Origin of the sequence: Cryobacterium sp. LW097 (genome assembly GCF_002205495.2) — a bacterium.
Lineage (GTDB): Bacteria > Actinomycetota > Actinomycetes > Actinomycetales > Microbacteriaceae > Cryobacterium > Cryobacterium zongtaii.
The window spans coordinates 2,420,425-2,445,990 of the sequence record NZ_CP021992.1 but is presented as its reverse complement, the minus strand read 5'-3'; the positions used below and the strand labels follow the sequence as shown (position 1 = coordinate 2,445,990).

Annotated in this window: 29 protein-coding genes; 16 read left to right on the top strand and 13 right to left on the bottom strand. The window is 67.9% G+C overall.

Translation table 11 applies throughout. The features are described 5' to 3' along the window. The first annotated feature begins 55 nt into the window (after positions 1-55). Positions 56-949 (top strand): glycine betaine ABC transporter substrate-binding protein, encoded by an 894-nt coding sequence (locus B7495_RS11395; protein ID WP_088456671.1) that lies wholly within the window; start codon positions 56-58, stop codon positions 947-949. Positions 950-1,050: 101 nt separating this feature from the next. On the opposite strand, the gene B7495_RS11390 is transcribed toward B7495_RS11395, so the two are convergent. The 5 genes from B7495_RS11390 to B7495_RS11370 form a co-directional block, all read right to left on the bottom strand. Beyond that, positions 1,051-1,500 (bottom strand): flavodoxin domain-containing protein, encoded by a 450-nt coding sequence (locus B7495_RS11390; protein ID WP_088456670.1) that lies wholly within the window; start codon positions 1,498-1,500, stop codon positions 1,051-1,053. Positions 1,501-1,605: 105 nt separating this feature from the next. Beyond that, positions 1,606-2,379, bottom strand: coding sequence for an alpha/beta hydrolase (locus B7495_RS11385; RefSeq protein WP_240632218.1), 774 nt, complete (start codon positions 2,377-2,379; stop codon positions 1,606-1,608). Positions 2,380-2,384: 5 nt separating this feature from the next. Beyond that, positions 2,385-2,993 carry an energy-coupling factor transporter transmembrane protein EcfT gene (locus B7495_RS11380; protein WP_088456669.1) on the bottom strand — a complete coding sequence of 203 codons (609 nt, stop codon included), beginning with the start codon at positions 2,991-2,993 and terminating at the stop codon, positions 2,385-2,387. Positions 2,994-3,003: 10 nt separating this feature from the next. Then, entirely contained in the window at positions 3,004-3,696 is a 693-nt protein-coding gene (locus tag B7495_RS11375; RefSeq protein WP_240632217.1) for an energy-coupling factor ABC transporter ATP-binding protein, read from the bottom strand. After that, on the bottom strand, positions 3,693-4,325 hold the full coding sequence (locus B7495_RS11370; protein WP_088456668.1) for a biotin transporter BioY: 633 nt from the start codon (positions 4,323-4,325) through the stop codon (positions 3,693-3,695). Before B7495_RS11370 ends, B7495_RS11375 begins: the two co-directional genes overlap by 4 nt. 207 nt (positions 4,326-4,532) lie before the next feature. Between B7495_RS11370 and B7495_RS11365 the strand changes: the two genes are divergently transcribed. Beyond that, complete coding sequence (locus B7495_RS11365; RefSeq protein WP_088456667.1) at positions 4,533-4,808, top strand: GlsB/YeaQ/YmgE family stress response membrane protein; 276 nt, start codon at positions 4,533-4,535, stop codon at positions 4,806-4,808. Positions 4,809-4,827: 19 nt separating this feature from the next. On the opposite strand, the gene B7495_RS11360 is transcribed toward B7495_RS11365, so the two are convergent. The 3 genes from B7495_RS11360 to B7495_RS11350 all read right to left on the bottom strand — a co-directional run bounded on the left by B7495_RS11360 (position 4,828) and on the right by B7495_RS11350 (position 6,473). Continuing rightward, on the bottom strand, positions 4,828-5,292 hold the full coding sequence (locus tag B7495_RS11360) for a hypothetical protein (protein WP_088456666.1): 465 nt from the start codon (positions 5,290-5,292) through the stop codon (positions 4,828-4,830). Positions 5,293-5,397: 105 nt separating this feature from the next. After that, positions 5,398-5,607: a hypothetical protein gene (locus B7495_RS11355; protein ID WP_088456665.1), complete on the bottom strand. Its 210-nt coding sequence runs from the start codon at positions 5,605-5,607 to the stop codon at positions 5,398-5,400. A gap of 71 nt (positions 5,608-5,678) precedes the next feature. After that, positions 5,679-6,473: a sugar phosphate isomerase/epimerase gene (locus B7495_RS11350; protein WP_088458056.1), complete on the bottom strand. Its 795-nt coding sequence runs from the start codon at positions 6,471-6,473 to the stop codon at positions 5,679-5,681. 79 nt (positions 6,474-6,552) lie between these two features. Here B7495_RS11350 and B7495_RS11345 point away from each other — a divergent pair, with 79 nt between their 5' ends. From B7495_RS11345 to ilvC, 5 genes are all read left to right on the top strand, one after another. Further along, positions 6,553-8,838 (top strand): bifunctional alpha,alpha-trehalose-phosphate synthase (UDP-forming)/trehalose-phosphatase, encoded by a 2,286-nt coding sequence (locus tag B7495_RS11345; protein ID WP_370028282.1) that lies wholly within the window; start codon positions 6,553-6,555, stop codon positions 8,836-8,838. A gap of 70 nt (positions 8,839-8,908) precedes the next feature. Further along, positions 8,909-10,603, top strand: coding sequence for a dihydroxy-acid dehydratase (ilvD, locus tag B7495_RS11340; protein WP_088456663.1), 1,695 nt, complete (start codon positions 8,909-8,911; stop codon positions 10,601-10,603). A 38-nt stretch (positions 10,604-10,641) separates the two neighbouring features. Next, on the top strand, positions 10,642-12,462 hold the full coding sequence (locus B7495_RS11335) for an acetolactate synthase large subunit (RefSeq protein WP_088456662.1): 1,821 nt from the start codon (positions 10,642-10,644) through the stop codon (positions 12,460-12,462). Between the two features lie 3 nt (positions 12,463-12,465). After that, entirely contained in the window at positions 12,466-12,975 is a 510-nt protein-coding gene (gene ilvN / locus B7495_RS11330; protein WP_088456661.1) for an acetolactate synthase small subunit, read from the top strand. 91 nt (positions 12,976-13,066) lie between these two features. Further along, positions 13,067-14,095 carry a ketol-acid reductoisomerase gene (ilvC, locus tag B7495_RS11325; protein ID WP_088456660.1) on the top strand — a complete coding sequence of 343 codons (1,029 nt, stop codon included), beginning with the start codon at positions 13,067-13,069 and terminating at the stop codon, positions 14,093-14,095. Positions 14,096-14,318: 223 nt separating this feature from the next. Here ilvC and B7495_RS11320 read toward each other — a convergent pair whose 3' ends face one another. After that, a complete protein-coding gene (locus tag B7495_RS11320) occupies positions 14,319-15,263 on the bottom strand; it encodes an alpha/beta fold hydrolase (protein WP_088456659.1) in 945 nt (314 codons plus the stop codon). Positions 15,264-15,318: 55 nt separating this feature from the next. Between B7495_RS11320 and B7495_RS11315 the strand changes: the two genes are divergently transcribed. Then, positions 15,319-15,993: a DUF998 domain-containing protein gene (locus tag B7495_RS11315; protein WP_240632500.1), complete on the top strand. Its 675-nt coding sequence runs from the start codon at positions 15,319-15,321 to the stop codon at positions 15,991-15,993. Between the two features lie 16 nt (positions 15,994-16,009). On the opposite strand, the gene B7495_RS11310 is transcribed toward B7495_RS11315, so the two are convergent. Continuing rightward, positions 16,010-16,843 (bottom strand): bifunctional 2-polyprenyl-6-hydroxyphenol methylase/3-demethylubiquinol 3-O-methyltransferase UbiG, encoded by an 834-nt coding sequence (locus B7495_RS11310; RefSeq protein WP_088456658.1) that lies wholly within the window; start codon positions 16,841-16,843, stop codon positions 16,010-16,012. A gap of 108 nt (positions 16,844-16,951) precedes the next feature. Here B7495_RS11310 and B7495_RS11305 point away from each other — a divergent pair, with 108 nt between their 5' ends. From B7495_RS11305 to B7495_RS11295, 3 genes are read left to right on the top strand one after another with little or no spacing between them, the layout of a single operon-like run. After that, positions 16,952-18,007 (top strand): zinc-dependent alcohol dehydrogenase family protein, encoded by a 1,056-nt coding sequence (locus B7495_RS11305; RefSeq protein ID WP_088456657.1) that lies wholly within the window; start codon positions 16,952-16,954, stop codon positions 18,005-18,007. 17 nt (positions 18,008-18,024) lie between these two features. Continuing rightward, on the top strand, positions 18,025-18,492 hold the full coding sequence (locus B7495_RS11300) for a DNA polymerase III subunit gamma/tau (protein WP_088456656.1): 468 nt from the start codon (positions 18,025-18,027) through the stop codon (positions 18,490-18,492). Next, the gene (locus B7495_RS11295; RefSeq protein ID WP_088456655.1) at positions 18,492-18,845 is read left to right on the top strand and encodes a bacitracin resistance protein; all 354 of its coding nucleotides are present in this window, start codon (positions 18,492-18,494) and stop codon (positions 18,843-18,845) included. The genes B7495_RS11300 and B7495_RS11295 overlap by 1 nt, the downstream gene beginning before the upstream one ends. A 16-nt stretch (positions 18,846-18,861) precedes the next feature. Here the strand turns inward: B7495_RS11295 and B7495_RS11290 are convergent, their stop codons facing one another. Next, on the bottom strand, positions 18,862-19,263 hold the full coding sequence (locus B7495_RS11290; protein ID WP_088456654.1) for a DoxX family membrane protein: 402 nt from the start codon (positions 19,261-19,263) through the stop codon (positions 18,862-18,864). A gap of 97 nt (positions 19,264-19,360) precedes the next feature. Between B7495_RS11290 and serA the strand changes: the two genes are divergently transcribed. After that, positions 19,361-20,953 carry a phosphoglycerate dehydrogenase gene (gene serA / locus B7495_RS11285; RefSeq protein WP_088456653.1) on the top strand — a complete coding sequence of 531 codons (1,593 nt, stop codon included), beginning with the start codon at positions 19,361-19,363 and terminating at the stop codon, positions 20,951-20,953. A gap of 90 nt (positions 20,954-21,043) precedes the next feature. Here serA and B7495_RS11280 read toward each other — a convergent pair whose 3' ends face one another. After that, positions 21,044-21,295: a DUF6458 family protein gene (locus B7495_RS11280; RefSeq protein ID WP_088456652.1), complete on the bottom strand. Its 252-nt coding sequence runs from the start codon at positions 21,293-21,295 to the stop codon at positions 21,044-21,046. Between the two features lie 172 nt (positions 21,296-21,467). Here B7495_RS11280 and B7495_RS11275 point away from each other — a divergent pair, with 172 nt between their 5' ends. The 4 genes from B7495_RS11275 to B7495_RS11260 are packed head-to-tail and all read left to right on the top strand — an operon-like array spanning position 21,468 to position 24,751. After that, the gene (locus B7495_RS11275; RefSeq protein WP_088456651.1) at positions 21,468-22,538 is read left to right on the top strand and encodes a 3-isopropylmalate dehydrogenase; all 1,071 of its coding nucleotides are present in this window, start codon (positions 21,468-21,470) and stop codon (positions 22,536-22,538) included. Between the two features lie 31 nt (positions 22,539-22,569). Beyond that, a complete protein-coding gene (locus tag B7495_RS11270) occupies positions 22,570-23,691 on the top strand; it encodes a branched-chain amino acid aminotransferase (RefSeq protein WP_088456650.1) in 1,122 nt (373 codons plus the stop codon). After that, positions 23,688-24,470 (top strand): fumarylacetoacetate hydrolase family protein, encoded by a 783-nt coding sequence (locus tag B7495_RS11265; RefSeq protein ID WP_088456649.1) that lies wholly within the window; start codon positions 23,688-23,690, stop codon positions 24,468-24,470. The genes B7495_RS11270 and B7495_RS11265 overlap by 4 nt, the downstream gene beginning before the upstream one ends. Positions 24,471-24,493: 23 nt before the next feature. Next, on the top strand, positions 24,494-24,751 hold the full coding sequence (locus B7495_RS11260; protein ID WP_088456648.1) for a hypothetical protein: 258 nt from the start codon (positions 24,494-24,496) through the stop codon (positions 24,749-24,751). Between the two features lie 117 nt (positions 24,752-24,868). Here B7495_RS11260 and B7495_RS11255 read toward each other — a convergent pair whose 3' ends face one another. Beyond that, positions 24,869-25,447 carry a TetR/AcrR family transcriptional regulator gene (locus B7495_RS11255; RefSeq protein ID WP_088456647.1) on the bottom strand — a complete coding sequence of 193 codons (579 nt, stop codon included), beginning with the start codon at positions 25,445-25,447 and terminating at the stop codon, positions 24,869-24,871. Positions 25,448-25,566 lie beyond the last annotated feature (119 nt).

Below are 25,566 nucleotides of genomic sequence, written 5' to 3'. Positions count from 1 at the left end.
ACCCCCGCAGCTTCAACCCCGGTCACCACCAGCAGGTGACACGAAAGGCAGACACATGAAGAACCGTTCACTCAAGATCCTCGCCACCGGTGCCATCGGCATGCTCGCCCTGGCCGGCTGCACCGCGGCCGAAGCCGAGACCGTCGGCGACGGCAACTCGGACAACAAGGACCTCACCATCGCCGTGTTCAACGGCTGGGACGAGGGGATCGCGGCATCAGAGCTGTGGAAGGCCATCCTCGATGAGAAGGGCTACAACGTCGAACTCGAGTACGCCGACGTTGCACCGGTCTACGCCGGGCTCTCCACCGGTGACTACGACCTCAACCTCGACGTCTGGCTGCCGAACACCCACAAGTCCTACCTCGAGGAGTACGGCGACGACATCACCGAACTCGGGGCCTGGAACGACGAAGCCAAGAACACCATCGCCGTGAACGCCGATGCGCCGATCGACACCCTCGCCGAGCTGGCCGATAACGCCGACCTGTTCGACAACCGTCTCGTGGGCATCGAGCCCGGCGCCGGTCTCACCGAGGCCGTGACCGACAACACCATCCCCACCTACGGCCTCGAGGACATGGACTACCAGACCTCCTCGACCGCAGCGATGCTCACCGAGTTGACCGCTGCGGAGAAGTCCGGCGAGAACATCGCCGTCACCCTGTGGGCGCCGCACTGGGCCTACGACACCTTCGACCTGAAGAACCTCGAAGACCCCGAAGGCACCCTCGGCGCCTCGGAGACCATCCACGCCTACGGCAAGAAGGACTTCTCCACCGACTTCCCGCAGGCCACCAAGTGGATCGCCGATTACACCATGGACCTCGACAAGCTCCAGTCGCTCGAAGCCGCCATGTTCGTTGACTACGACGGCCAGGACTACGGCCCCATCGTCGCGAAGTGGATCGAAGACAACCAGGAGTATGTGGACTCGCTCACCGCGTAGTTGACTGCCCGTCCATGAACGGCCCGTGCCTCGGCACGGGCCGTTTCTGTGTCGTCTCTGGCGCGGTCGGCTCTGGTGCGGTCGGCTCTGGCGCGGTCGTCTCAGGCGCTGGCGCGCAGTTCGGCGCCGATGTACGCCGCCCAGGCACCGGCCTTGCCGGTCTCTCCGGCGGCCAGCGGCCCCTCGGTGCCGTCGACAACGAAGCCGTGTGGCTTGGCCACGATAGTGGCGCCGGCGGCGTGCAGGGCGTGCGAGATCTTGGCCGCCGCATCCCCGTGGATGAATAGCTTGATGCGGGTGTCGAACGCGGCGGCCCGCACACCGGCGAGGGAGCCCGGTGCGAGGGTTCGCAGGAACCGGCGCATCCGATCGGTGGGCTTCCAGCCGTTGATCGGGCATCCCACCACCAGGACGTCGACGCCGTCGAGGCTTGCCTCGGTGATGTCGGACACGCTGAGGGTGGTGGTTCCCTGGCCCAATTCGGTGGCGATCACCTCGGCGATGGTGCGGGTGCTGCCATAGTTCGTGTCATAGACGACGAGTGCGTGCATGAGTCCTCCCGGGTCGTGGCGACGTTCGCCGACACGAGTCATAGTGGCCCCGGCCCCGGCGACCGACAAGAGCAGCAGGTCCCGCGGGTCAGTGCGATTGCCGGGTCACTGCGACTGCGGAGCTCGCAGCGTGATGAAGCTCGACAGCGCTTCGGTGATGGCCCGCTCCGATGCCGCCCGGGTCAGCGTGGCCTCGCCGTCGCCGGGCTGAGCCCCGTACGCTCCGAAGGAGGCGTGGTTGGCGCCCTCGATCCGCACAAAGGTCGTGTCGGCGGGCAGCAGGTCGGCGGTGTCCTCGATCTTGGCCGGGGTGCTCAAGCCGTCCTCGCTCCCGCTGAGGCTCAGCACCGGCAGCTCGTCGTCGACGGCCGAGGCGCAGTAGCTGCCGAACAGCACCAGGCCGGCGACCTCGTTGTCCTCGGCGTACATGCAGGCCCGCACGCCGCCGAGCGAGTGGCCGCCTACGAACCACGCCGCCACATCGGGCGCGGTGGCCGTGAAGGTGTCCAGCGGACGCTGGTCGAAGAAGGCGAGGTTCAGAACCGGTTTGGTGATGACCACGGTCATCCCCGTCTCTGCCACGGTGGGAGCCAGGGTGGCGAGGTACGCGTACGGGTCGACCTTGGCGCCGGGAATGAAGACCAGGCCGGCGACCGAGCGTTCCTCGGCCGGGGCGATCACGACGGAGACGTCGGTGTCGGTCACCGTGACGGCGGGGTCGTCGAACACGGCCTGGGCGGCCGTGCGGTCGGCGGGCATCACGAGCTGCGTCCAGAACAGGACGGCCACGATCCCGAGGGCCAGCGCGGTGAGCGCGGTCCAACCGGCGAATCTGATGCGGGTGCGCAGAACGGTTCGAGGGCTGCTGTCAGTGGTCAATTCGATCAGTCGTCCAATCCGCGTGCGGCGAGGGCCTCTCCGATCGCATCGGCGGCGTACAACGAGCGTACGACGACGGGGACGGCCAGGGCGATGATCGACCCCTGTGCGCCGCGCGCCCTCCGGGCGTCGAGCACCTCCCGCACGATCTCCGCCACCAATGGGATGCACCGGATGGTCAGGGCTACGAGCAGCCCCACCCTGTCGGCATCCACCCAGCGCCGGAACGGCCGCAACAGCAGCTGGAACGCCTCGAGCACCGCGGTGACCGTGGTGGTGAGGGTGAAAAGGGCGGCGAGGGCCACGGCCACCAGCAGCCGGCCGGCCATCAGACCGGCCGTGGTCCAGCCCTCCGCCGAACCATTCGCGACCAGCACCTGCACCGGCACGGCGAAGACCAGGATCCACAGGATCGGACCGATCTGCGGCCAGGCCGCCGTGGGTGGGATGCCGGCCAGCGCGTACAGGGCGACCACGGCCATGAATTCCCCCGCGAGCACCAGCGGATCGGCCGCCAGGCCGACCAGCACCATGGCGACGGCGAGCACGGCCAGCTTGAACACCGCCGGCGCGCGGTGCAGCAGCGAGGTCCCCGGCCGGTACAGCCCGATCATGCCGGCCCGGTCATGACAGCAGGCTCAGGTACGCGGTGAGAGCGGTGGCGGGCACGTCGTCGGCGACGACCCGGCCCTCGTCGACCACGATCACCCTGTCGAACCCGTCCAGCACCTCCAGGTCGTGGGTCACCACGATCACCTGCTGGGTCAGCGACACCAGCAGCCCGGTGATCAGACGGGTGTTGCGGGCATCCAGCAGGGTGGTCGGTTCGTCGGCCACTACGATGCTGGGCCCGGCCACCAGCACCGCCGCGAGGGCCAGCAGCTGCTTCTGACCGCCGGACAGACGGTGCGCGGGGCGCTCGGCGAGAGCGGTGAGACCGAACCTATCGAGCGCCTCTGCCGTGCGCGCCGTGATTTCGTCGGCGGCCAGGCCCCGGCGCCGCAGGGTGAAGGCCACATCCTCCTGCACGGTCGGCATCACGATCTGGTTGTCGGGATTGGTGAAGATGAAGCCCACCTCGCGCCGCACGAGCTTGGCTTGCCGGCGCACGTCCAGGCCGTTCACCGTGACGGTGCCGCTAGTGGGGGTGACCAGACCGTTGATCATGCGCGCCAGCGTCGACTTGCCGCTGCCGTTGGCGCCGACGATGCCGATCCGGCGTTCGGTGAGGTGCAGGTCGATGCCGCGCAGCACGGGCTGGTCGTCGAAGCCGTGCGAGACGTCCTCGAAACGGATGCCGGCGGCGCTCACGCTCACGCCCGGGCGTCGACGGGCGCGGAGACCGGAACCGTGCGGCGCGGGGTGATCAGGCCCGGGTACGCCCGGTGCACCTGCTTGGCGACGAGGACCGTCACGACCACCTTCACCAGGTCGCCGGGCAGGAACTTCGTACTGTCGACGGCGGCGGCCCACAGCGGCAGGCCCAGGTTGATGGCGGTGACGGGCACCCCGATCAGGTAGACGACCACGATGCCGCCGAGAACGGTGGCGCCCAGTGCCGGCCAGAACGGGTAGCGCGGCAGCAGCCACGCGGTGAGGGCGCCGATCACGACGACGCCCAGCAGCCATCCGTAGGGGTAGCCGGCGGAGGGGGAGGTGGTGAACCAGACCAGGCCGCCGCGCCCACCGGAGAGCAGGGGCAGCCCGGCCGCGGCGAGGACCAGCAACAGCAGCACGGCCAAGAAACCCTTGCGCGCTCCGAGGATTGCGCCGGCCAGCATCACGCCGAGGGTCTGGAACGTGATCGGCACGGTGCTGGCGCCCAGGGAAAGCGCGCCGGGGAACCCGAGGGCGGCGATGAGGGCGGCGAAAATGGCGATCTGCGCCAGGTCGCGCACGCTGAGGCGGGCCGTGACTCTACGGGCGGGAACGGTGGGGGCTGTCATGGTTTTCAATCTAGATTTCCTCGGCAGGGCGCCGCAGTGGAATACCTACAAAAAATCCGGCGGAACGCTGGTCACCGGTCCCGGCCGGGGTGTCCGGTCCGGTTTCCCGCTGCCATCGGCACGCCTATCCGTCGGACCTGTGCGGTTTTATGATCGTCGCAGCCGGACGGAGAGTTCACCGATGCCGGGACACGGAAGGCAGTTCTCATGGGTTTCTTCGGATTTCTCCTGCTCGGCCTCTTGGCCGGCGCCCTGGCCAAGCTGATCCTCCCCGGAACGCAGGGTGGCGGCTGGTTCGTGACCCTGCTGCTCGGTGTGGTCGGCGCGTTGCTGGGCGGCTGGCTGGCCGGCCTGATCTTCGGGGTCGACATGGGGTCGTTCTTCGACCTGCGCACCTGGGTGATCGCCATTCTCGGGTCGATCATCGTGCTGCTCATCTACGGCGCGGCTACCCGCAACCGCGGGAGTAGCAGCTCGACCTGATCTGCAGCGCGGGTGGTGCTTAGGCGACGAGGCGACTGATCGTGGCCGATCCGGCGCGGGCGCCGGACGTCGGTTCGGCCCACACCGAGATCGGAGCCGGGTTCCAGGGCAGTGCGGTCGGTTCCGCACCAGAGGACACCAGGAGGGCGCCGGTGTTGACGGCCGTGATTCCGTCCATCGGGGTGTCGGTGCGGGGTTCGGCGATGTTGCGGGGCGCTGCCGGGGTATCGGTGCGCAGGCGCATGGTCTCGGCAGCCAGGAGCTCGGTGAGGGTCTCGGCGATCTGGTGGGCCTTGAGCCCGTGGAAGATCACATCGGTGTCATCGGAGCGGCGGGGGACCAGGGTCCAGGCTCCCTCGGCGCCGACGAGATCGGCCAGCGCGGCGTGGAGATGTTCAAAGACCTCGGCGCGGCTGAGTTCTGCCGGAGCGGGAGCAACCGGGGCCTGGATGACGGGTGCGGTGCGACGTCGACGACCGAACATCGTGAGCCCCTTCCTACTAACAACGCGAGAAGACCAGTTTCGCCTTCTCCACCCCGAAATCACGGGGGACACGCCGCAAAACGGGGACTGGCGGGGGGATGCCCGCTACTTAACCTTCACGGCAGTGGCGCCCGGCACGGATTTCTCGTCGGCGTCCTTCACCACGTTGCCGACGGCGACCGCGACACTGAGTCCCCAGCCGATCCAGGTGAGCACCAGGCGCCAGTCCCTCGGACCGTTCTTGGTGGCCTGCAGGATGTGCCAGCCGCCGACGACGACGCTGATCATTGCGGTGTTGAACAAGAACTTTCGCATGGCTACACGCTAGCCGACAACCCGCGAACTGAGAGAAAAGCCCCAAAAAACTCGGGTTTTAGGTGCTTGAGTCACAGCTCTCGGGTGTGGTCGCGGGCGAAGGTGAGGGTTTCGGTCAGCAGGGCCAGGCGCTCCGGCTCGGTGCGGGCGGTCCGGGTGTTCACCTCGGCCACGATGGTGCCGTCCCAGTTCACCGCGGCGAGGTTCCGCAACACCTCGGCCACCGGCTCGGTGCCGCGGCCGGGCACCAGGTGTTCGTCGAAGACCCGGCCCTCGTCGAAGGAGCCCGTGCCGTCGCAGAGGTGCACGTGGCGCAGACGCTCGCCCAGGGCCGTGGCCATCGCGAGGCTGTCCTGGCCGCTGAGCGCACAGTGCGAGAAATCGAGGGTCACCGCGGCGCAGTCCATCACCGTGGGGTCCCAACCGGGGGAGTACGCCTTGACCCCTCGCCCGCCGATCTTCCACGGGAACATGTTCTCGACGGCGATCTGAAGGCCGGTGCCGGCGCCGAGCTCCCGCACGATGTCGAGAAAGTCCTCCGCATAACCGGCCTGCCAGCGAAACGGCGGATGCACAACCACCGTCGATGCGCCGACCAGCCCGGCGAGCTCGGCGGACCGCTCCAACTTCACCCGGGGGTCCCGGCCCCAGACGAAGTGGGTGAGCAACAGAACCGGTGCGTGGATCGAGAAGATCGGCAGGCTGTACCGCTCGGATAGCGCGGTCAGCGCCGCCGCATCCTGGGTGGCTTCGTCACGGGTGACCATGATCTCAACGCCGTCGAACCCGGACTGCTTCGCCAACCTGAAAGAGTCTTCCAACCCCAGCGGGTACACGCAGGTGGAGCTCATGCCGATGCGAATCACGGCGTCAGCATAGCCTTCGCTGGTAACCTCGAGATGCAGCCAGGTGCGCCGCACAGGCGGGCACCGGAATGGATGAGTCATCGAAATCGCAGCAGACACCACCGCATCAGTCACCGCACCCGACACCACCGGAGAGGCCGGCGCGGAGCCCGGCCCCGATTCGGTCGCGCCCGGTCACTTCGACCTGGTCGTGGTCTCCAACCGGCTTCCGGTCGACTACGAAGTAGCCGAGGACGGCACCGAAAGCTGGCGCACCTCGCCCGGCGGCCTGGTCACCGCCCTCGAACCGATGATGCGCGCCTCCGACGGCGCCTGGGTGGGCTGGCCCGGCGTGGCCGACCGCGAATTCGAGCCCTTCGAAAACGACGGCATCTCGATCGTGCCCGTACGCCTGAGCACCGAAGATCTCGAGCTCTACTACGAGGGCTTCTCCAACGACACCCTCTGGCCGCTCTACCACGACGTGATCGCCTCACCCAGCTACCACCGCGAATGGTGGGACGCCTACGTGCAGGTCAACCGCCGGTTCGCCACCGCGGCCGCGGCATCCGCAGCGCCCGGCGCCACGGTCTGGGTGCACGACTACCAGCTGCAGCTGGTGCCGCGGATGCTCCGCGACGCCCGCCCCGACCTGGTGATCGGCTTCTTCAACCACATCCCGTTCCCGCCGTACGGCATCTTCGCCCAGCTGCCCTGGCGCAAGCAGATCCTTGACGGCCTGCTCGGCGCCGACCTGATCGGCTTCCAGCGGCTGGCGGATGCCGGCAACTTCTCCCGCGCCGTGCGCCGCCTGTTCGGCTACGCCACCCGCGGTGTCGCCGTGGACGTGCCCAGCCAGAACGGCCAGCACCGCCGGGTCATCGCCAAGCACTTCCCGATCTCGATCGACGCCGAAGCCTACGAGGAAATGGCCAAGCGACCGGAGATTCAGGAACGCGCCCGCCAGATCCGCGAGGACCTCGGCAATCCCAAGACGATCATGCTCGGCGTCGACCGCCTGGACTACACCAAGGGCATCGGTCACCGTATCAAGGCCTTCGGTGAGCTGCTCGCCGACGGCACGCTGAGCGTCGAGGACGTCACGCTCGTGCAGGTGGCCAGCCCGTCCCGCGAGCGCGTGGCCACCTACATGCAGTTGCGCGACGAGATCGAACTCGCCGTCGGCCGCGTCAACGGCGACTACTCCACCATCAGCCACACCGCCATCAGCTACCACCACCATGGCTACCCGCGGGAAGAGATGGTGGCGCTTTACCTGGCCGCCGACGTGATGCTCGTCACGGCCCTCCGCGACGGCATGAACCTCGTCGCCAAGGAATACGTCGCGGTGCGCTACGACGGCGACGGCGTGCTCGTGCTCAGCGAATTCGCCGGTGCTGCCGACGAGCTCAAGCAGGCCGTGCTGATCAACCCGCACGACATCGACGGCATGAAGGCGTCGATCATGAAGGCCGTCACCATGCCCAAGCGCGAACGCACGAGGCGCATGCGGGCCCTCCGCCGCAAGGTCTTCGACAACGACGTGGCCACCTGGTCCGCCTCGTTCCTGCAGACCCTCACCGGCGGGGCCGCCGTGCCCAGCGGCGTGCCGGAGAACCTCGTGTCGGCGCTGAAGGACATCAGCTCGGCCGAGACCATCCTGGTGGCCCTCGACTTCGACGGTACCCTGGCGCCGCACGTGGACGAACCCGAGGACGCCCGCGCGGTCGACGGCACCCACGACGTGGTGCAGCGGCTGCTCGACCTGCCCGGCGTGCGTGTCGCGTTCGTCTCCGGCCGCGCCCTGGTGAGCCTCAAGCATGTGGCCGAACCGCAGAGCGAGGTTTTGCTCACCGGATCGCACGGTATCGAGGTGCAGCTGGACGCAAACGGCATCGAGCTGGGTCTGGTACCCGAAGAGGTCGAGAAGCTGGACACCCTCACCCGGGTGCTTGAGCGCATCTCCGGCCCGGTGTTCGGCACCTGGATCGAGCAGAAGCCGGCCGGCCTGGCGCTGCACACCCGCCTGGCCACCGCGCAGGACGGCCAGGCCGTGCAGCGCGAGGCCCGCGACCAGCTGGCCGAGCTGCTGCCGGCCCTCACCGTGCGCGAGGGCAAGAACGTGCTCGAGTTCTCGGTGCGCTCCAGCACCAAGGGCGACGCCCTCGAACGCCTGCGCGCGCACACCGGTGCCGACAGGGTGCTCTATGCCGGTGACGATGTCACCGACGAAGACGCCTTCACGGTGCTGGGCGAGGGCGACCTGGGCCTCAAGATCGGCCCGGGCGCTACCCAGGCCGGCTATCGGGTGCGGGGCCCGAAGGAGGTCACCCAGGTGCTGGCGCTCCTGGCCGACTTCCGCGCCGCCGCCACGCAGCAGCAGTAGGTCCCGCGTCGCGGGCGTGCCACCGGTCGTCATGACGGGTGTGCCGCCCGCGACGTTCTAGACTCGGTGCATGTCTGAGTTCGATATGAAGCCCCGTAGCCGCGACGTCACCGATGGCATCGAGGCCACCACCTCCCGCGGCATGCTCCGAGCGGTGGGAATGGGCGACGCGGACTGGGAGAAGCCCCAGATCGGCATCGCCAGCTCCTGGAACGAGATCACCCCGTGCAATCTGTCCCTGGACCGCCTCGCGCAGGCGTCCAAGGAGGGTGTGCACTCCGGCGGCGGCTACCCGCTGCAGTTCGGAACCATCTCGGTCTCCGACGGCATCTCGATGGGCCACGAGGGCATGCACTTCTCCCTGGTCTCCCGTGAGGTCATCGCCGACTCCGTCGAGGTCGTCATGCAGGCCGAACGCCTCGACGGTTCGGTGCTGCTGGCCGGCTGCGACAAGTCGCTGCCCGGGATGCTCATGGCCGCCGCGCGACTGGACCTCGCCAGCGTCTTCCTCTACGCCGGGTCGATCGCACCCGGCTGGGTGAAGCTGAGCGACGGCACCGAGAAGGACATCACCATCATCGACTCGTTCGAAGCCGTCGGCGCCGTCAAGGCCGGCCGCATGAGCGTGGAAGACGCCAAGCGCATCGAGTGCGCCTTCGCCCCCGGCGAGGGTGCCTGCGGCGGCATGTACACCGCCAACACCATGGCCAGCGTCGCCGAGGCCCTGGGCATGAGCCTTCCCGGCTCCGCGTCGCCCGCCTCCGCCGACCGCCGCCGCGACTACTACGCGCACCGCTCCGGCGAGGCCGTGGTCAACCTGCTGCGCTTAGGCATCACGGCCCGCGACATCCTCACCAAGAAGGCGTTCGAGAACGCCATCGCCGTGGCCATGGCCTTCGGCGGTTCCACCAACGTGGTGCTGCACCTGCTCGCCATCGCGCGGGAGGCCGAGGTCGAGCTCACCCTCGACGACTTCAACCGCATCGGCGATACCGTGCCGCACATCGGTGACCTCAAGCCCTTCGGCAAGTACGTCATGAACGACGTCGACCGTCACGGCGGCGTGCCCGCCGTGATGCGCGCCCTGCTCGAGGCCGGTCTCATCCACGGCGACGCGCTCACCGTCACGGGCAAGACCGTGGCGGAGAACCTCGCCGAGATCGACCCGCCCGAGCTCGACGGCAAGGTCCTGCGCACCCTGGACAACCCGATCCACGCCTCCGGCGGCATCACCATCCTCAAGGGCTCCATCGCCCCCGAGGGCGCCGTCGTCAAGACCGCCGGCTTCGACAGCGACATCTTCGAGGGCCCCGCCCGGGTCTTCGAGCGTGAGCGCGCGGCCATGGACGCCCTCACCGCGGGGGAGATCCTCAAGGGTGACGTCGTCGTCATCCGCTACGAAGGCCCCAAGGGCGGCCCGGGCATGCGCGAGATGCTCTCGATCACCGCGGCCATCAAGGGCGCTGGGCTCGGAGCCGATGTACTACTATTGACTGATGGTCGATTCTCAGGCGGCACAACCGGACTGTGTATCGGCCATATAGCACCCGAAGCGGTGGACGCAGGTCCGATCGCCTTCGTGCGCGATGGTGATCTGATACGGGTCGATATCGCAGCTCGCTCGCTTGACCTACTGGTCGACCCCGCAGAGCTGGCCGCCCGCCGAGAAGGCTGGGCTCCACTTCCTCCCCGTTACACCCGTGGCGTTCTCGCCAAGTACTCCAAGCTCGTGCAGTCCGCGGCCCTGGGTGCGACCACGGGATAATCGACACCATCCGTCATTCGAATTAGGGATTTGCTCTCATGACCACGGAACCTTTGCCCGTGCCATCCGCCCCGACCCCCAGCGCGCCGTCCGCCGACGCCGTGTCCGGAACGCCTGAAATCCTCACCGGTTCCGGCGCAATTCTGCGCAGCCTCAAGATGCTCGGCGTCACCGACGTCTTCGGGCTGCCCGGCGGCGCCGTCATCCCGCTCTACGACGAGCTGATGAACCAGGACGACATCCGCCACATCTTGGTACGCCACGAACAGGGCGCCGGCCATGCCGCCGAGGGCTATGCGTCCTCGAGCAACCGGGTCGGGGTGGCCATCGCCACCTCCGGCCCCGGCGCGACCAACCTGGTCACGGCCATCGCCGACGCCTACATGGACTCGGTGCCGCTGCTGGCGATCACCGGCCAGGTCTTCTCCACGCTGATGGGCACGGATGCCTTCCAGGAGGCCGACATCGTCGGCATCACCATGCCGATCACCAAGCACTCGTTCCTGGTGAAGCGGCCCGAAGACATCCCCGCCGCCATCGCCTCGGCGTTCCTGATCTGCAACACCGGCCGTCCCGGCCCGGTGCTGGTGGACATCACCAAGGACGCCCAGCAGATGAAGGCACCGTTCATCTGGCCGCCCAAGCTCGACCTGCCCGGCTACCGGCCGATCACCAAGGCGCACGGCAAGCAGGTTCAGGCCGCGGCGGCGCTGCTGGCCGGCGCCGCGAAGCCCGTCTTCTACGTCGGCGGCGGTGTCATCCGCGCCCAGGCGTCACCCGAACTGCTCGAGCTGGCCGAACTGACCGGCACCCCCGTCGTCACCACCCTGATGGCCCGCGGAGCGTTCCCCGACTCGCACGACCAGCACCTGGGCATGCCCGGCATGCACGGAACCGTCGCTGCCGTGCTGGCACTGCAGGAATCCGACCTCATCATCGCTCTCGGCGCCCGTTTCGACGACAGGGTCACCGGCAAGGCCTCCGAATTCGCGCCCAATGCCACCATCGTGCACGTGGACGTGGACCCGGCCGAGATCGGCAAGATCCGCGCCGCCGACGTGCCGATCGTGGGTGACGCCAAGGACGTCATCGCCGACCTCACCGTGGCCTACCGTGAGGCGATCACCACGACGACCCCCGACATCTCCGAGTGGTGGACCTACCTCAAGGGCCTCCGGGAGAAGTTCCCGCTGGGCTACAGCGAACCGGCCGACGGCCTGCTCGCCCCGCAGTACGTGATCAAGCGCATCGGCGAGCTCACCGGGCCCGAGGGCGTCTACGCCGCCGGCGTCGGCCAGCACCAGATGTGGGCCGCACAGTTCATCAAGTACGAGCGGCCGAACTCCTGGCTCAACTCCGGCGGGGCCGGCACCATGGGTTACTCGGTGCCCGCGGCCATGGGCGCCAAGGTCGCCGAACCCGACCGCACGGTCTGGTCCATCGACGGCGACGGCTGCTTCCAGATGACCAACCAGGAACTCGCCACCTGCACGATCAACAACATCCCGATCAAGGTGGCGATCATCAACAACTCGTCGCTCGGCATGGTGCGTCAGTGGCAGTCGCTGTTCTATGACGGCCGGCACTCCTTCACCGACCTCAATACCGGTCACGGCACCGCGATGGTGCCCGACTTCGTGAAGATGGCCGATGCGTACGGTGCCCTGGGAATCCGGGTCACCCGCGCCGACCAGGTGGACGACGCGATCAAGCTTGCGTTGGCCACCAACGACCGGCCCGTGGTGATCGACTTCATCGTCAGCCGCGACGCCATGGTGTGGCCGATGGTGCCGCAGGGCGTCAGCAACAGCTTCGTGCAGTACGCCAAGGACCACGCCCCCACCTGGGAAGAGGAGTAACCGATGAGTACCCACGTTCTCAGCCTCCTCGTCGAGGACAAGCCCGGACTGCTGACCCGCGTCGCGGGCCTGTTCGCCCGGCGCGGCTTCAACATCGAGAGCCTCGCCGTCGGCCACAGCGAAATCCCCGGCCTGTCGCGCATCACGATCCTCGTCGACGTCGAGGACGCCCCGCTGGAACAGGTGACCAAGCAGCTCAACAAGCTGATCAACGTCATCAAGATCGTCGAGCTCGACCCGAGCCAATCGGTCCAGCGCGAGCACCTGCTCGTCAAGGTGCGGGCGGACAACACCACCCGCTCCCAGGTCCTCGAAGCGGTCACCCTGTTCCGTGCCCGGGTCGTCGACGTGTCCACGGATGCCGTCGTGATCGAGGTGACCGGCGACTCCGGCAAGACCCAGGCGTTCCTGCGGGTGCTCGAGCCATACGGCATCAAGGAAATCGCCCAGTCGGGCCTCCTCGCCATCGGTCGGGGATCCAAGTCGATCACCGAACGCGTCTTCAAAAACTAAGGTCTCGACAAGCTCGACCAGCGCACCTTCTCGACAAGAACGCCAAATAAAAATTTTCCCGACAAATACACAAACCAAGGAGAACACCACATTGTCTGAAATCTTCTACGACAAAGACGCCGACCTGTCCCTGATCCAGGGCAAGAAGGTCGCCGTCATCGGCTATGGCTCGCAGGGCCACGCCCACGCGCAGAACCTGCGCGACTCCGGCGTCGAGGTCGTCATCGGACTCAAGGAGGGCTCGAAGTCGCGTGCCAAGGCCGAAGAGGTCGGCTTCACCGTCCTCAGCGCCGCCGAGGCATCCGCCTGGGCCGACGTCATCGTGGTCCTCGCACCCGACCAGGTGCAGCGTCACCTGTACAAGGACGACATCCTCCCCAACCTCGCTGACGGCAAGGCCCTGGTCTTCGGCCACGGCTTCAACATCCGTTTCGGCTACATCGAGGCGCCCGCGGGCGTCGACGTGGTCATGGTCGCCCCCAAGGGCCCGGGCCACACCGTGCGCCGCGAATTCGAGGCCGGCCGTGGCGTTCCCGTCATCGTCGCCGTCGAGAAGGACGCGTCCGGCAACGCCTGGCCGCTGACCCTCAGCTACGCCAAGGCGATCGGTGGCCTGCGTGCCGCCGGCATCAAGACCACCTTCACCGAAGAGACCGAGACCGACCTGTTCGGTGAGCAGGCCGTTCTCTGCGGTGGCGCGTCGCAGCTGATCCAGTACGGCTTCGAGGTTCTCACCGAGGCCGGCTACCAGCCGCAGGTTGCCTACTTCGAGGTGCTGCACGAGCTCAAGCTCATCGTCGACCTGATGTGGGAGGGCGGCATCGCCAAGCAGCGTTGGAGCGTCTCCGACACCGCCGAGTACGGCGACTACGTCTCCGGCCCGCGCGTCATCGACCCGAGCGTCAAGGAGAACATGAAGGCCGTTCTCGCCGACATCCAGAACGGCGCATTCGCCGAGCGCTTCATCAACGACCAGGATGCCGGAGCTCCCGAGTTCCTGGCCCTGCGCAAGAAGGGCGAAGAGCACCCGATCGAGGCCACCGGCCGCGAGCTGCGGAAGCTCTTCGCCTGGAACGCCTCGAACGACGACGACTACGTCGACGGCGAAGCTGCCCGCTAACTCCGTACCCGTTTCACCCGAAGGGGCCAGTCGAATCGACTGGCCCCTTCGGCGTGTGCCGGCGCCGCTCACAAGGCGAATGCGCCGTCAGTTGCCAGTTGAAGCCCCCTCGGACGCCATAATGGGGCGCCAACTGGCCACTCAAGGAAACGGCCTCGCGTCGAGTTGCGGCATCCTTCCCCCTCAGAGCCCCCGAAGGGGGTGTTTGCGGCGACTCGGCGAGCTAGTCGACCTCTTCCTCGGGCAGGCACCGTGCGCGTATGTAGCGTGCGATCGGGTCCGGGGTGAGATAAACGAGGTGGGCGGCTCCATTGATCGCGTCCGGCAGGTGCGGATCTGCGCCGGTGCGTTGGCGGGCGTGGGTGAGCGTCTGGGCGATCTCCCGGAACACCGGGGCGGAGTCGGTGCCGAACGCGAAACGGATGTCGCTGCCGGTTGCACGCAGGAGGGCGGGGTCGACGGTCTCCCCGGTGCGCGGCAGGTCATCCCGAATGAAGTTCTCGGCCAGGGCCGTCCCGCGCTCGGTGTACCACTCGAGCCCGGGCGGGGCGTCGAGCGGACCCCGGCCTGCGGAGTCGTCGGGGCTGTTCAGTCGGGCGGCCGGGTCCCGCCCCGCCGTGCGCGCCACCACGGCGAGGGCGCCGGCCCAGTCGTCGGTGCGCTCCCGCAGGTGCTTTCGCACGGCGTCGGTGGTGCGGGCCAGCAGCGCGGTGCCCGAATCCGTGCTGCGGAAGAAGCCCGGTTCGTACACGAGAACCTGTCGCACCAGGTCCGGATGCCGCACGGCGAGCCGCATCGCCACGATCCCACCGGCGCTGGCGCCGAAGATCGCGGCGGGAACGAGCCCGAGGTCCTGGAGCAGCGCGGCGGCATCGTCGGCGTGGGTATACGAATCGCATGGCCAGCCCGGCCTAGTGCTCCGTCGGGTGCCGCGGGGATCCCAGGTCACAACGGTGAACCCGGCGACGCCGGTGAGCCCGGCCAGCCGCTCGGCGATCGGCCGGAACATCTCGGCGTCGTCGCTGGCGGCGCCGATGATCAGCAGCGGCGGGCCGGCGCCGCGCACCTCGGCGTACAGGCGGCATCCGTTCACGTGGTGCCGGCCCACGGTCGGGGCCGGAGCACCAGGGATGGCGAAGGGGACGCCGGGGGACTCGTCTCGAGCCATGGCGGAAGTCTACGAGCGTCCCCGGCAGACCGATAGGCTTCCGCAGGTGAACGCTATGAATGCCGGAGGCGAGAGCTCGGTCACGGCCCGGTTCACCGGCCGGCCCGGGACCCGACTGCTGGCGACCGTCGCCCTCGTGGGCGCGGTCCTCTACGTTCTGGTGGATGTGGTGCTGCAGCTGCTGCCCCCGCACTACAGCGTGATCTCGGAGGCCGAGAGCAACCTTGCGGTGGGGCCGTACGGCTGGATCATGAACCTGAACTTTCTGGCCAGGGGAGTGGTCACGGTCTGCGCGGTCGCCGCGCTGTCCGCGTTCGGTCCGCGGTCGCGACTGCGGCAGACCGGCCTGGCCCTGATGCTGTTCGCCGGGGTGTGCTCCGCCGCGCTCGCGTTCCTGCCCACCGACATCCCGCCCGCCGATGCGCCGGGGCTCGCCCCGACCACGGCTCTGGGCGCCGCGCACCTGATCGTCGCGGCCGCGGGCTTCGTCGCCGCGCTGGTGGCGTTCGCCCTGCTGACGGGGTGGCTCCGTGGCAGCGAGCTGCCGCGCGCGTATCCGGCCGCCGCGTGGCTCACCGGGGTCGCCGCCGTTGGCCTAGTGTCGCTGGGCGTCACCGCCACGATCGCCCCCGGCCTGCTGGGCCTGGCCGAGCGGGTCTGCCTGGCCGGGGTGCTGGGCTGGGTCATCGCGGTGAGCATCCACGTGGTCAGGGCCGTGCGGCACCGCTGAGCCGCCGCCGCGCCCGTCAGCCGAGCGGCTTCACCGCCTGGATCGTGTAGCTGAGCGGCGCGACCCCGGCCCGCTCGCCGAGCGCGAACTCACCGTCGGGTCGCTCGATCATCTGGCCGGGCAGGGCCTCCCACGGCACACTGTCGTGTTCGACGAGCATCGTCAGGGTGAGGCCGGCGTTCAAGAGCGCCGTGACGATCTCGCCGATCCCGTGGTTCCACTCGTAGGTCTTCGTGTTGGTGATCGGCCGATCCGTCACGACGTAGCTGGAATCGTCGTCCCACTCCAACGGTTCCTGCTGCTCGAAGTAGGGGAATCGCAGGTGCAGGTCATCAGCGAGTCGCTCGTCCATGGTCCACAGGATCGGGTGACCCTCACGAATGAACAGGCGCCCGCCCGGTGCCAGCAGCCCGGCGACGACGGCCGCCCATCGGTCGATGCTCGGCAGCCAGCACAGGGCACCGATGCCCGTGTAGACCAGGTCGAAGCCGGCCTGCGGAAGAACGGCGAGGGCCGCGTACACATCGGACTCAACGAACTCGACGGCGTCCCCGGTTTCGGCGACCAGGGCGCGGGCCTCGGCAAGAGCCACCGACGAGAAGTCAAGCCCGGTGACCCGGGCGCCCAACCGGGCCAGCGAGAGCGTGTCGGTTCCGATGTGGCATTGCAGGTGCACCGTCGTCAGCCCGGCGATATCGCCCAGCCGCTCGCGGTCGAAGCGGACGACATCCGACAGAAGCGCGGGATCGTCGACGTACCGCTGCACTCCGTAACCGAACCCGGTGCGCACCGCGTGGGCCGCGGCCCGATCGTCCCAGTTCGCGCGGTTGGTATCGAGATGGTGTTGCATGATCAACCTGTTTTCGCCCGGGGTCGAACGAGCCCACCAGACTACCCCGCGAGTACTATGGCGCGCATCAGCGGGGGCAGCGCACAACTGACTCGAAGGAGCGTCATCGTGAAAGCACTCGTTTATGGCGGCCCTGGCGTGAAATCCTGGACCGACATGCCGGAGCCGCAGATCGTGCGGTCGACCGACGCGATCGTGCGCATCGACACCACCACCATCTGCGGCACCGACCTGCACATCCTCAAGGGCGACGTGCCCGCCGTGACGCCCGGGCGCATCCTGGGTCACGAAGGTGTCGGCACCGTCGTCGCGGTGGGGGAGTCGGTGGAATCCATCATCGTGGGCGAGCGGGTGCTGATCTCCTGCATCAAGTCCTGCGGGCACTGCGCGAACTGCAAGACCGGCCTCTACTCACACTGTCTCGGCGACGAGGGCCGCTCGGGCATCGGCTGGGTTTTCGGCCATCTCATCGATGGCACCCAGGCCGAACTGGTGCGGGTGCCCTACGCCGACAACACGCTTTACCCGCTGCCAGACTCCGTCACCGACGCCGAGGCCGTGATGCTCTCGGACATCCTGCCCACCGGGTTCGAGATCGGCGTGCAGTACGGCCAGGTGGCACCCGGCGACGTCGTCGCCGTGATCGGCGCCGGTCCGGTCGGCCTGGCCGCCATCGCCACCGCGGGACTCTACGGCGCCGGGTCGATCGTGGCCGTCGACATCGACGAGAACCGGCTCGAACAGGCCAAGACCTTCGGGGCCACCCACACCGTGCGCTCCGGACGACCGGAGTGGCGAGACGAGGTGCTCGCCGCCACCGACGGCGCCGGCGTCGACGTGGCCATCGAGGCCGTCGGCATCCCGAAGACCTTCACCATGGCCACCGAGATCGTGCGGCCCGGCGGACACCTGGCCAATGTGGGTGTGCACGGCAAGCCCGTGTCGCTGCACGTTGAAAACCTGTGGATCCAGAACATCAGCATCAGCATGGGCCTGGTGAACACCAACACCACGCCGATGCTGCTGAAGCTGGTGGCCCAGCACAAGATCCCCGCAGACCGGTTGGCCACCCACACCTTCGACTTCGGCCAGGTGGAAGACGCTTACGACACGTTCTCCCGCGCCGCCGAAACCCACGCGCTCAAGGTGCTGATCAGCCACTGAACTAATAGGCTGAGCGCATGACTTCTTCCCGGGATGACGACGCGCTCGGCTGGGCCGGCGACGACGATCCCACCCTCGTGTCCGGCAGCACCAACCCACCCGAGCCCGCGGATGGGCCTGCTGCCGACCTCCCCGAGGGCTGGACCGTCACCGGATCACCGGGTGGCTACGTCGATGCACCCGCGGGCAAGGCGGCCCTGTCGTCGCCGGCCCTCGTTGGCCTGGGCATCCTCGCGGGCGTCTACCTGCTCTACACGATCGGCTGGTTCATCGGAGTGGGGCGCATCGAGAATCCGCTGACCGACCCGCTGTCGCAGTTCATGTTCTCACTGGGCACCTGGCTGGCCGTGGCCGCACCGCTCGTGTGGTTCGCCGCCTCGTACTGGCTCACCCGCGGCATGCCGCGTCTGCGCTGGACCTGGCTCATCCTGGGAGTCGTGCTGCTGGCCCCACTGCCCTTCATCGCCGGAACCGGGGGACTCTGATGAGCACTGCACCCACCGCACCCCAGCGCACCCGTCGCACGCCGGCGTGGCTCTCCGCGACCATCGCCATCCTGTTCGGGCTGTTCTACGCGTACAGCGCGTGGTCGGGCCTGGGCAACCTGCTGGGCCTCAACAGTGCCGCCCAGTCGCTCGACACCACCCTGAGCGGCTTCGGCTGGGGCCTGCTGTTGGCGGGTGTGCTCGTCCCGATCGTGGTCTTCGGGATCGCGTTCTGGCTCGGCCGCCGCCGGGAAGCCGGTCCGCAGGCGCTTCTGCTGCTGGCCGGGCTGGCCCTGGTCTCGGCGATCTCCCTCGACATCTTCGTGTTCGGCCTCGGCAGCCTGATCGTCTAGGGCCTGAGAGGCTGGCTCAGCCGGCCAGACCCGCCACGAGCACCAGACCGATCAGCGCCAGCTGGCCGAGCAGCCGCGGAACCAACGGAATCGCGACAGCGCCGAACCGGTCCTTGTGCCGCGCCGCGTAAGCGTTGGCGGGAAAGACGGCCACGAGGAACACGGCCAAAGCGACACCGGACGTAACACGGGTGGATTCGAGAAGCAGCCCGATGCCGCCGGCAATCTCGCACAGACCGGTGAAAATCACGAGGTTCCGCGGGGCCAACAGGCCCCGCACGCGCAGTCGTGGCGGGATCATGGCCGACATCGTGCGCTGAACCGCGGGCACGAAATGACTGATCCCGGCGACGACGAACACCACCGCAAGGACGATTCTCAGCACGGTTAGGACGTAGGTCACTGACTCGGGGCTCATGGCTCCATTGTGGTGCCAGTAAGGTGTTGTGGTATCTGGCGCCCCACCGTCGAGGCGCGAGCTTCCCTCGCCCGACGCTTTCTAAGGATCTGTTTTCGTGTCGAAGCCCGTCGTATTAATCGCCGAAGAACTCTCGCCTGCCACTGTCGATGCCCTCGGGCCCGACTTCGACGTTGTCAACGTCGACGGCACTGACCGTGCCGCACTGCTCTCCGCCCTGGCTTCCGCCAACGCCATCCTGGTCCGCTCCGCGACCAAGGTCGACGCCGAGGCCCTCGCCGCCGCACCGAACCTGAAGGTCATCGCCCGTGCCGGTGTCGGCCTCGACAACGTCGACATCAAGGCCGCGACCGCGGCCGGTGTCATGGTCGTCAACGCCCCTACCTCCAACATCATCTCCGCCGCCGAACTCACCGTCGGCCACATCCTCAGCCTGGCCCGCCACATCCCGCCGGCCCACGGCGCCCTCGCGCAGGGTCAGTGGAAGCGCTCCAAGTACACCGGCATCGAGCTGTACGAGAAGACCGTCGGCATCATCGGCCTCGGCCGCATCGGCGCCCTGGTGGCCGCCCGTCTGCAGGCCTTCGGCGTGAACATCATCGCGTTCGACCCGTACATCACCTCGGCCCGTGCGCAGCAGCTGGGCGTGCACCCGGTGAGCCTGGACGAACTGCTCGCGCAGTCCGACTTCGTCACCATCCACATGCCGAAGACCCCCGAGACCACGGGCATGATCAGCGCCCCGCAGCTCAAGCTGATGAAGCCCACCGCGTACGTCGTCAACGTCGCCCGCGGCGGACTCATCGACGAAGCCGACCTGTACACGGCCCTCGTCGACGGGACCATCGCCGGTGCCGGCCTCGACGTCTTCGTCAACGAGCCGCCGACCGGATCACCGCTGCTCGGCCTCGACAACCTGATCAGCACCCCGCACCTGGGCGCGTCCACCGACGAAGCTCAGGAAAAGGCCGGCGTCTCGGTCGCCAAGTCGGTGCGGCTCGCGCTGTCGGGCGAACTCGTGCCCGACGCCGTCAACGTCGCCGGTGGCATCATCGACCCGACGGTCCGCCCCGGCATCCCGCTGGTCGAGAAGCTCGGCCAGGTGTTCTCCGGACTCGCCGCGCACAGCCCGCTCACCAGCGTCGACATCGAGGTGCGTGGTGAGATCGTCGAGTTCGACGTCTCGGTGCTCAAGCTCGCCGCGCTCAAGGGCATCTTCACCAACGTGGTCAGCGAAACCGTCTCCTACGTGAACGCGCCCCTGCTCGCCGAGCAGCGCGGTGTCGCGGTGCGCCTGATCACCGAGGCCGAATCGCCCGAGTACCGCAATCTGATCACCCTCCGCGGCGCCCTCGCCGACGGTTCGCAGGTCTCGGTGTCCGGCACCCTGGTGGGCCCCAAGCAGATCGAGAAGATCGTCGAAGTGAACGGCTACGACGTGGAGGTGCCGTTCGCCGAGCACCTCATCGTCATGCTGTACACCGACCGTCCCGGCATCGTCGCGGTCTACGGCCGTGAGTTCGGCGACGCCGAGATCAACATCGCCGGCATGCAGATCGCGCGGCACGAGGCCGGCGGCCCCGCGCTGAGCGTGCTGACCGTCGACTCGCCGGTGCCGGCCAGTCTGCTCGCCTCCGTGCGTGAAGCCATCACTGCCGACGTGATGGTCGCCATCGACATCACCGAATAGGACACCGCTGCCTCACAGGCCGCACACACAAGAAAGCCCCGGATGCGAATCCGGGGCTTTCTTGTGGATGGAGCGTTGGTGAAGCGAGGGTTACACGTCGTCGATCGAGCGCTCCCGCTGCACGACGCGCTCTCCGCTGACCGGGTCGACGGCGCTGCGAGTGGTGCTGATGCTGCTGCGGCGGCGGGTGAGCAACACCAGGCCGAGCACGAAGATGAGCGCGCCAGCACCCATCAAGATGTAACCGACGAGGTCGATGTCGATCATGTCGACCTGGATGTTCAGGGCCCACACCAGGATGGCGCCGACGACGAACAGGAAGATTCCCAATCCGATACTCATGGTGAACTGCTTTCTTCGGGGATGGCACACGCACGCCGACGACGCACATGGTCAGGGTCCTCAAGCATAGACAGCCAAATGGGCACAGTAGGGTTGATTTGCAGGGTATCTCCAAGCCAATATCGCGCCAATATCGCCAGCCCACCGGCTGCCTCACCGTAATCGGAGCCGCATGTCCCGCTCAGTCAAGCTCGCAGTCATCGCCGGAGACGGCATCGGCCCGGAGGTCGTCGCCGAAGCGCTGAAGGTGCTCGACGCCGTGACCCACGCCGACCCCGTCGAGTTCGAGCTCACCCACTTCTCACTCGGTGCCACCCGGTTCCTCGCGACCGGCGACGTGCTTACCGACGATGACCTGGCCGCGATCAGCGCCCACGACGCCATCCTGCTCGGCGCCGTCGGCGGGCTGCCCGGCGACCCGCGGCTGAAGAACGCCAACATCGAGCGCGGGCTGCTGCTCAAACTGCGTTTCTCCCTCGACCACTACGTGAACCTGCGCCCCAGCGTCCTCTTCCCCGGTGTGCCCAGCCCGCTCGGCGACCCCGGCGACGTCGACTTCGTCGTCGTGCGCGAAGGCACCGAGGGTCCCTACGTCGGTAACGGCGGCGCCATCCGTCAGGGCACACCGAACGAGGTCGCCAACGAGGTCTCGGTCAACACGGCGTTCGGCGTGGAACGGGTCGTGCGCTACGCCTTCGAAGCGGCCCAGAACCGCCCGCGAAAGAAGCTCACCCTGGTGCACAAGACCAACGTTCTCGTCTTCGCGGGCAGCCTCTGGCAGCGCATCGTCACCGAGGTCGCCGCCGAATACCCTGACGTGACCGTGGATTACCTGCACGTGGACGCGGCAACGATTTTCCTGGTCACGAATCCGAGTAGATTTGACGTCATCGTCACGGACAACCTCTTCGGCGATATTCTCACTGACCTGGCAGCGGCAATCAGCGGCGGCATCGGCCTGGCGGCATCCGGAAATATCAATCCGGAAGGTCGCTTCCCCAGCATGTTCGAACCCGTGCACGGTTCGGCACCCGACATCGCGGGCCGGCAGTTGGCCGATCCCACGGCGGCGATCCTCTCTGTCGCGCTCCTCCTGAACCACCTCGGTCTGGCGGATGCGTCGGCCAGGGTGAGCGCGGCCGTCACGGCCGACATCATCGCCCGCAGCGTCGCAGCGGAGCCACGATCCACCAGCGCCGTCGGCGATGCCATCGTGTCCCGCCTGACCGGCACTCCCGCCTAACCGCACTCCCGTCTAAACACAAGGGACTCCCATGAGCCAGCAGACCACATCTTTCCCGCTCGAGTTCGAGCGCACGCCGTCACAGACCGCCCGCAGCATCGCTGAGCGCGAAACGATCCTCGCCGACCCCGGCTTCGGCAAGCACTTCACCGACCACATGGTCACGATCGACTGGACCATCGAGAAGGGCTGGCACGACGCCAGGGTGACGCCATACGGGCCGTTGCTGCTCGACCCCGCCTCCTCGGTGCTGCACTACGGCCAGGAGATCTTCGAGGGCATGAAGGCGTACCGCCATGCCGATGGCTCCATCTGGACGTTCCGGCCGGAGAAGAACGCCGAACGCCTGCAGAGCTCCGCCCGCCGGCTGGCGCTGCCCGAACTCGCAGTGGCCGATTTCCTCGAATCCGTCAAGCAGATGATCGCCGTCGACGGCTCCTGGGTGCCCGACGCCCCGGAGACCAGCCTGTACCTGCGCCCGTTCATGATCGCCAACGAGAGCTTCCTCGGCGTGCGAGCCGCGCACAAGGTGGGCTACTACGTGATTGCCAGCCCCGCCGGCGCCTACTTCACCGACGGCGTCGCCCCGGTGAAGATCTGGTTGTCCACCGAGTACTCCCGCGCCGGTCGCGGCGGCACCGGAGCCGCCAAGTGCGGTGGCAACTACGCGGCCTCCCTGCTGCCCCAGCAGGAGGCGTACGACAACGGCTGCGCCCAGGTGCTCTTCCTCGACGGGGAGACCGGCACCCACATCGACGAACTCGGCGGCATGAACGTGTTCTTCGTGCACGGCACCGACACCCTCGTCACCCCCCGCCTCACCGGCACCATCCTCGAGGGCGTCACCCGCGACAGCATCATCCAACTCGCCCGTGACCGCGGAATGACCGTGATCGAGCGCGACGTGACGGTGGACGAGTGGCGCGACGGCGTGGCATCCGGTGAGATCACCGAGGTGTTCGCGTGCGGCACCGCCGCCGTGGTCACCCCGATCGCCCAGCTCAAGGCCGTCGGTTTCACCATCGGCCACGCCGACGCTGCCGCGGGGGAGATCACCCTGGCGCTCCGTCAGGAGCTCACCGACATCCAGTACGGCCGTCTGCCCGACCGGCACGGCTGGTTGATGCGTCTGGACGCGGAGGTGACGGCGTGAAGATCGCCAGGTTCAGCCACGCCGGAACCATCGCGTTCGGCATCATCGACGACGACGAACTGGTCGTCCTGACCGGCGACCCGATGTTCGCCGGCTACAACCCCACCGGCGCGCGCCTGCCGCTGGTGGATGTGGCGCTGCTCGCGCCGGTGATTCCGCGCTCCAAGGTCGTCGGCCTGGCCGGCGCCTATTTCGCGGATGCCGCGGAGAAGGCCGCGGCGCTTGCCGCGCCGGGGGAGCCCGCCGAGCCACGCTTCTTCCTCAAGCCCAACACCACCGTCGTAGGCCCCAACGACCCGATCGTGCTGCCCGCGGCCTCCGACGATGTACGCGTCGAGGGTGAGCTGGCCATCGTGATCGGCCGGGTCGCCAAGAATCTCAGCGTCGCCGACGCTCCCGGGGCCATCTTCGGCTACACAATCGCCAACGACGTCACCGCCGTCGACCTGGCCGAGGGCAGTGGCCACGGGGCCAGGGCCAAGAGCTTCGACTCGTTCTGCCCGCTCGGACCGGTTATCGACACCGAGTTCGACCCCACGGACGGCCGCGTGCTCGGCCGGGTCAACGACGTGGAGTTCCAGAGCGGAGAGGTGTCGCTGCTGGCCTTCTCGATGGCGGAAATCGTCTCGTTCCTCTCGCACTCGTTCACCCTGTTGCCCGGCGATGTGATCCTCACCGGCTCGTCCAGCGCCGCACGGCGAGTGTCGCACGGCGATACCGCGAGCATCGAGATCCCGGGCCTCGGCGTGCTCACCAACCCGGTTCGCCGCCCGGCCTGACCGACCGGACCGACGGGGGACCGATGACCGCTGCCGAGCTGTACACGGCCGACCTGGAACCGCGCGAGGTCACCATGGCCCGGCGGGCAGGGATGCTCGCCGGCACCGTGGCGTCGCTGGCGGTCAGCCTGCTCGGCATGGGAGACACCCCGATCGGACCGGCGGTCGCCGACCTCGTCATCCGGGTCAGGGCCGATGGGCGCGAGGTCTACCGCTCCGGGCAGAACGACTCGCAGCTGGCCGACTCCATGCTGGAGACGGTGCGCCGCGAGCTGAACTAATTCACGCCAGAGGTCTTCGCGGCGGAGTGGGGAATCGCCCGCTCCTAGGCAGCGACTGTTGCCCAAGCGGACAATTGTGCCCGGCGCACCGGGACCAATTGTCCGGACGGGGAACAGTTAGAGCGGGAACCAGGCGCGGACCTGGTCGGCGGCCGTGGAGAGAAGCGCGGCCGACTCGGCGGCATTGACCCTCGCGAGCAGCATCGCGCTCATCGAGAGCGACGCGAGGGTTCGCACCCGCTCGTCGGTGTTTTCAGCTGGTCCGCCGGCGAGGGCGTTGCGAAGTGCGGCGGCCAACTCGGTTCGGTATGCCTCGACCACTTCCCGGGCGGGTTCGTCGTGCGTGGCCAGACCCGTGGCGCAGTTGACCAGGAGGCAGCCCCGTCGGGGGGAGTCCAGTGGCAGCGTCGCCACGGCCTCCCGCAGTTCGTCGAAGTAGGCCAGCAGCTCTTGGCGGCCGGCGCCATCCGCTTGCAGGCCGCGCAGGCGCGGCCGGATGACGGTGTCGCGGTAATCGGCGACGGCGGCGTCGAAGAGCCCGCGTTTGCTGCCGAACGCGTGGTACAGGCTCGACCGGTTTACACCCGTCGCCGTCTCGAGGTCGGCCAGGGATGCGCCGTCGTAGCCGCGGTCCCAGAAGACGTCGCGGGCGGATTGCACGACCGTGGTGCTGTCGAACGTCTGGAGCCGTCCCATGAGCTGTCTGCCTTCCGTCCGCGGACGTCTGGTCCGTGGGTGTTGCGAGCGGTGTTGCTGTGAATGTTCTGTACCGCTCGTTTCACTATAAACGATAGCCCGGCTATAGTAAAACGATC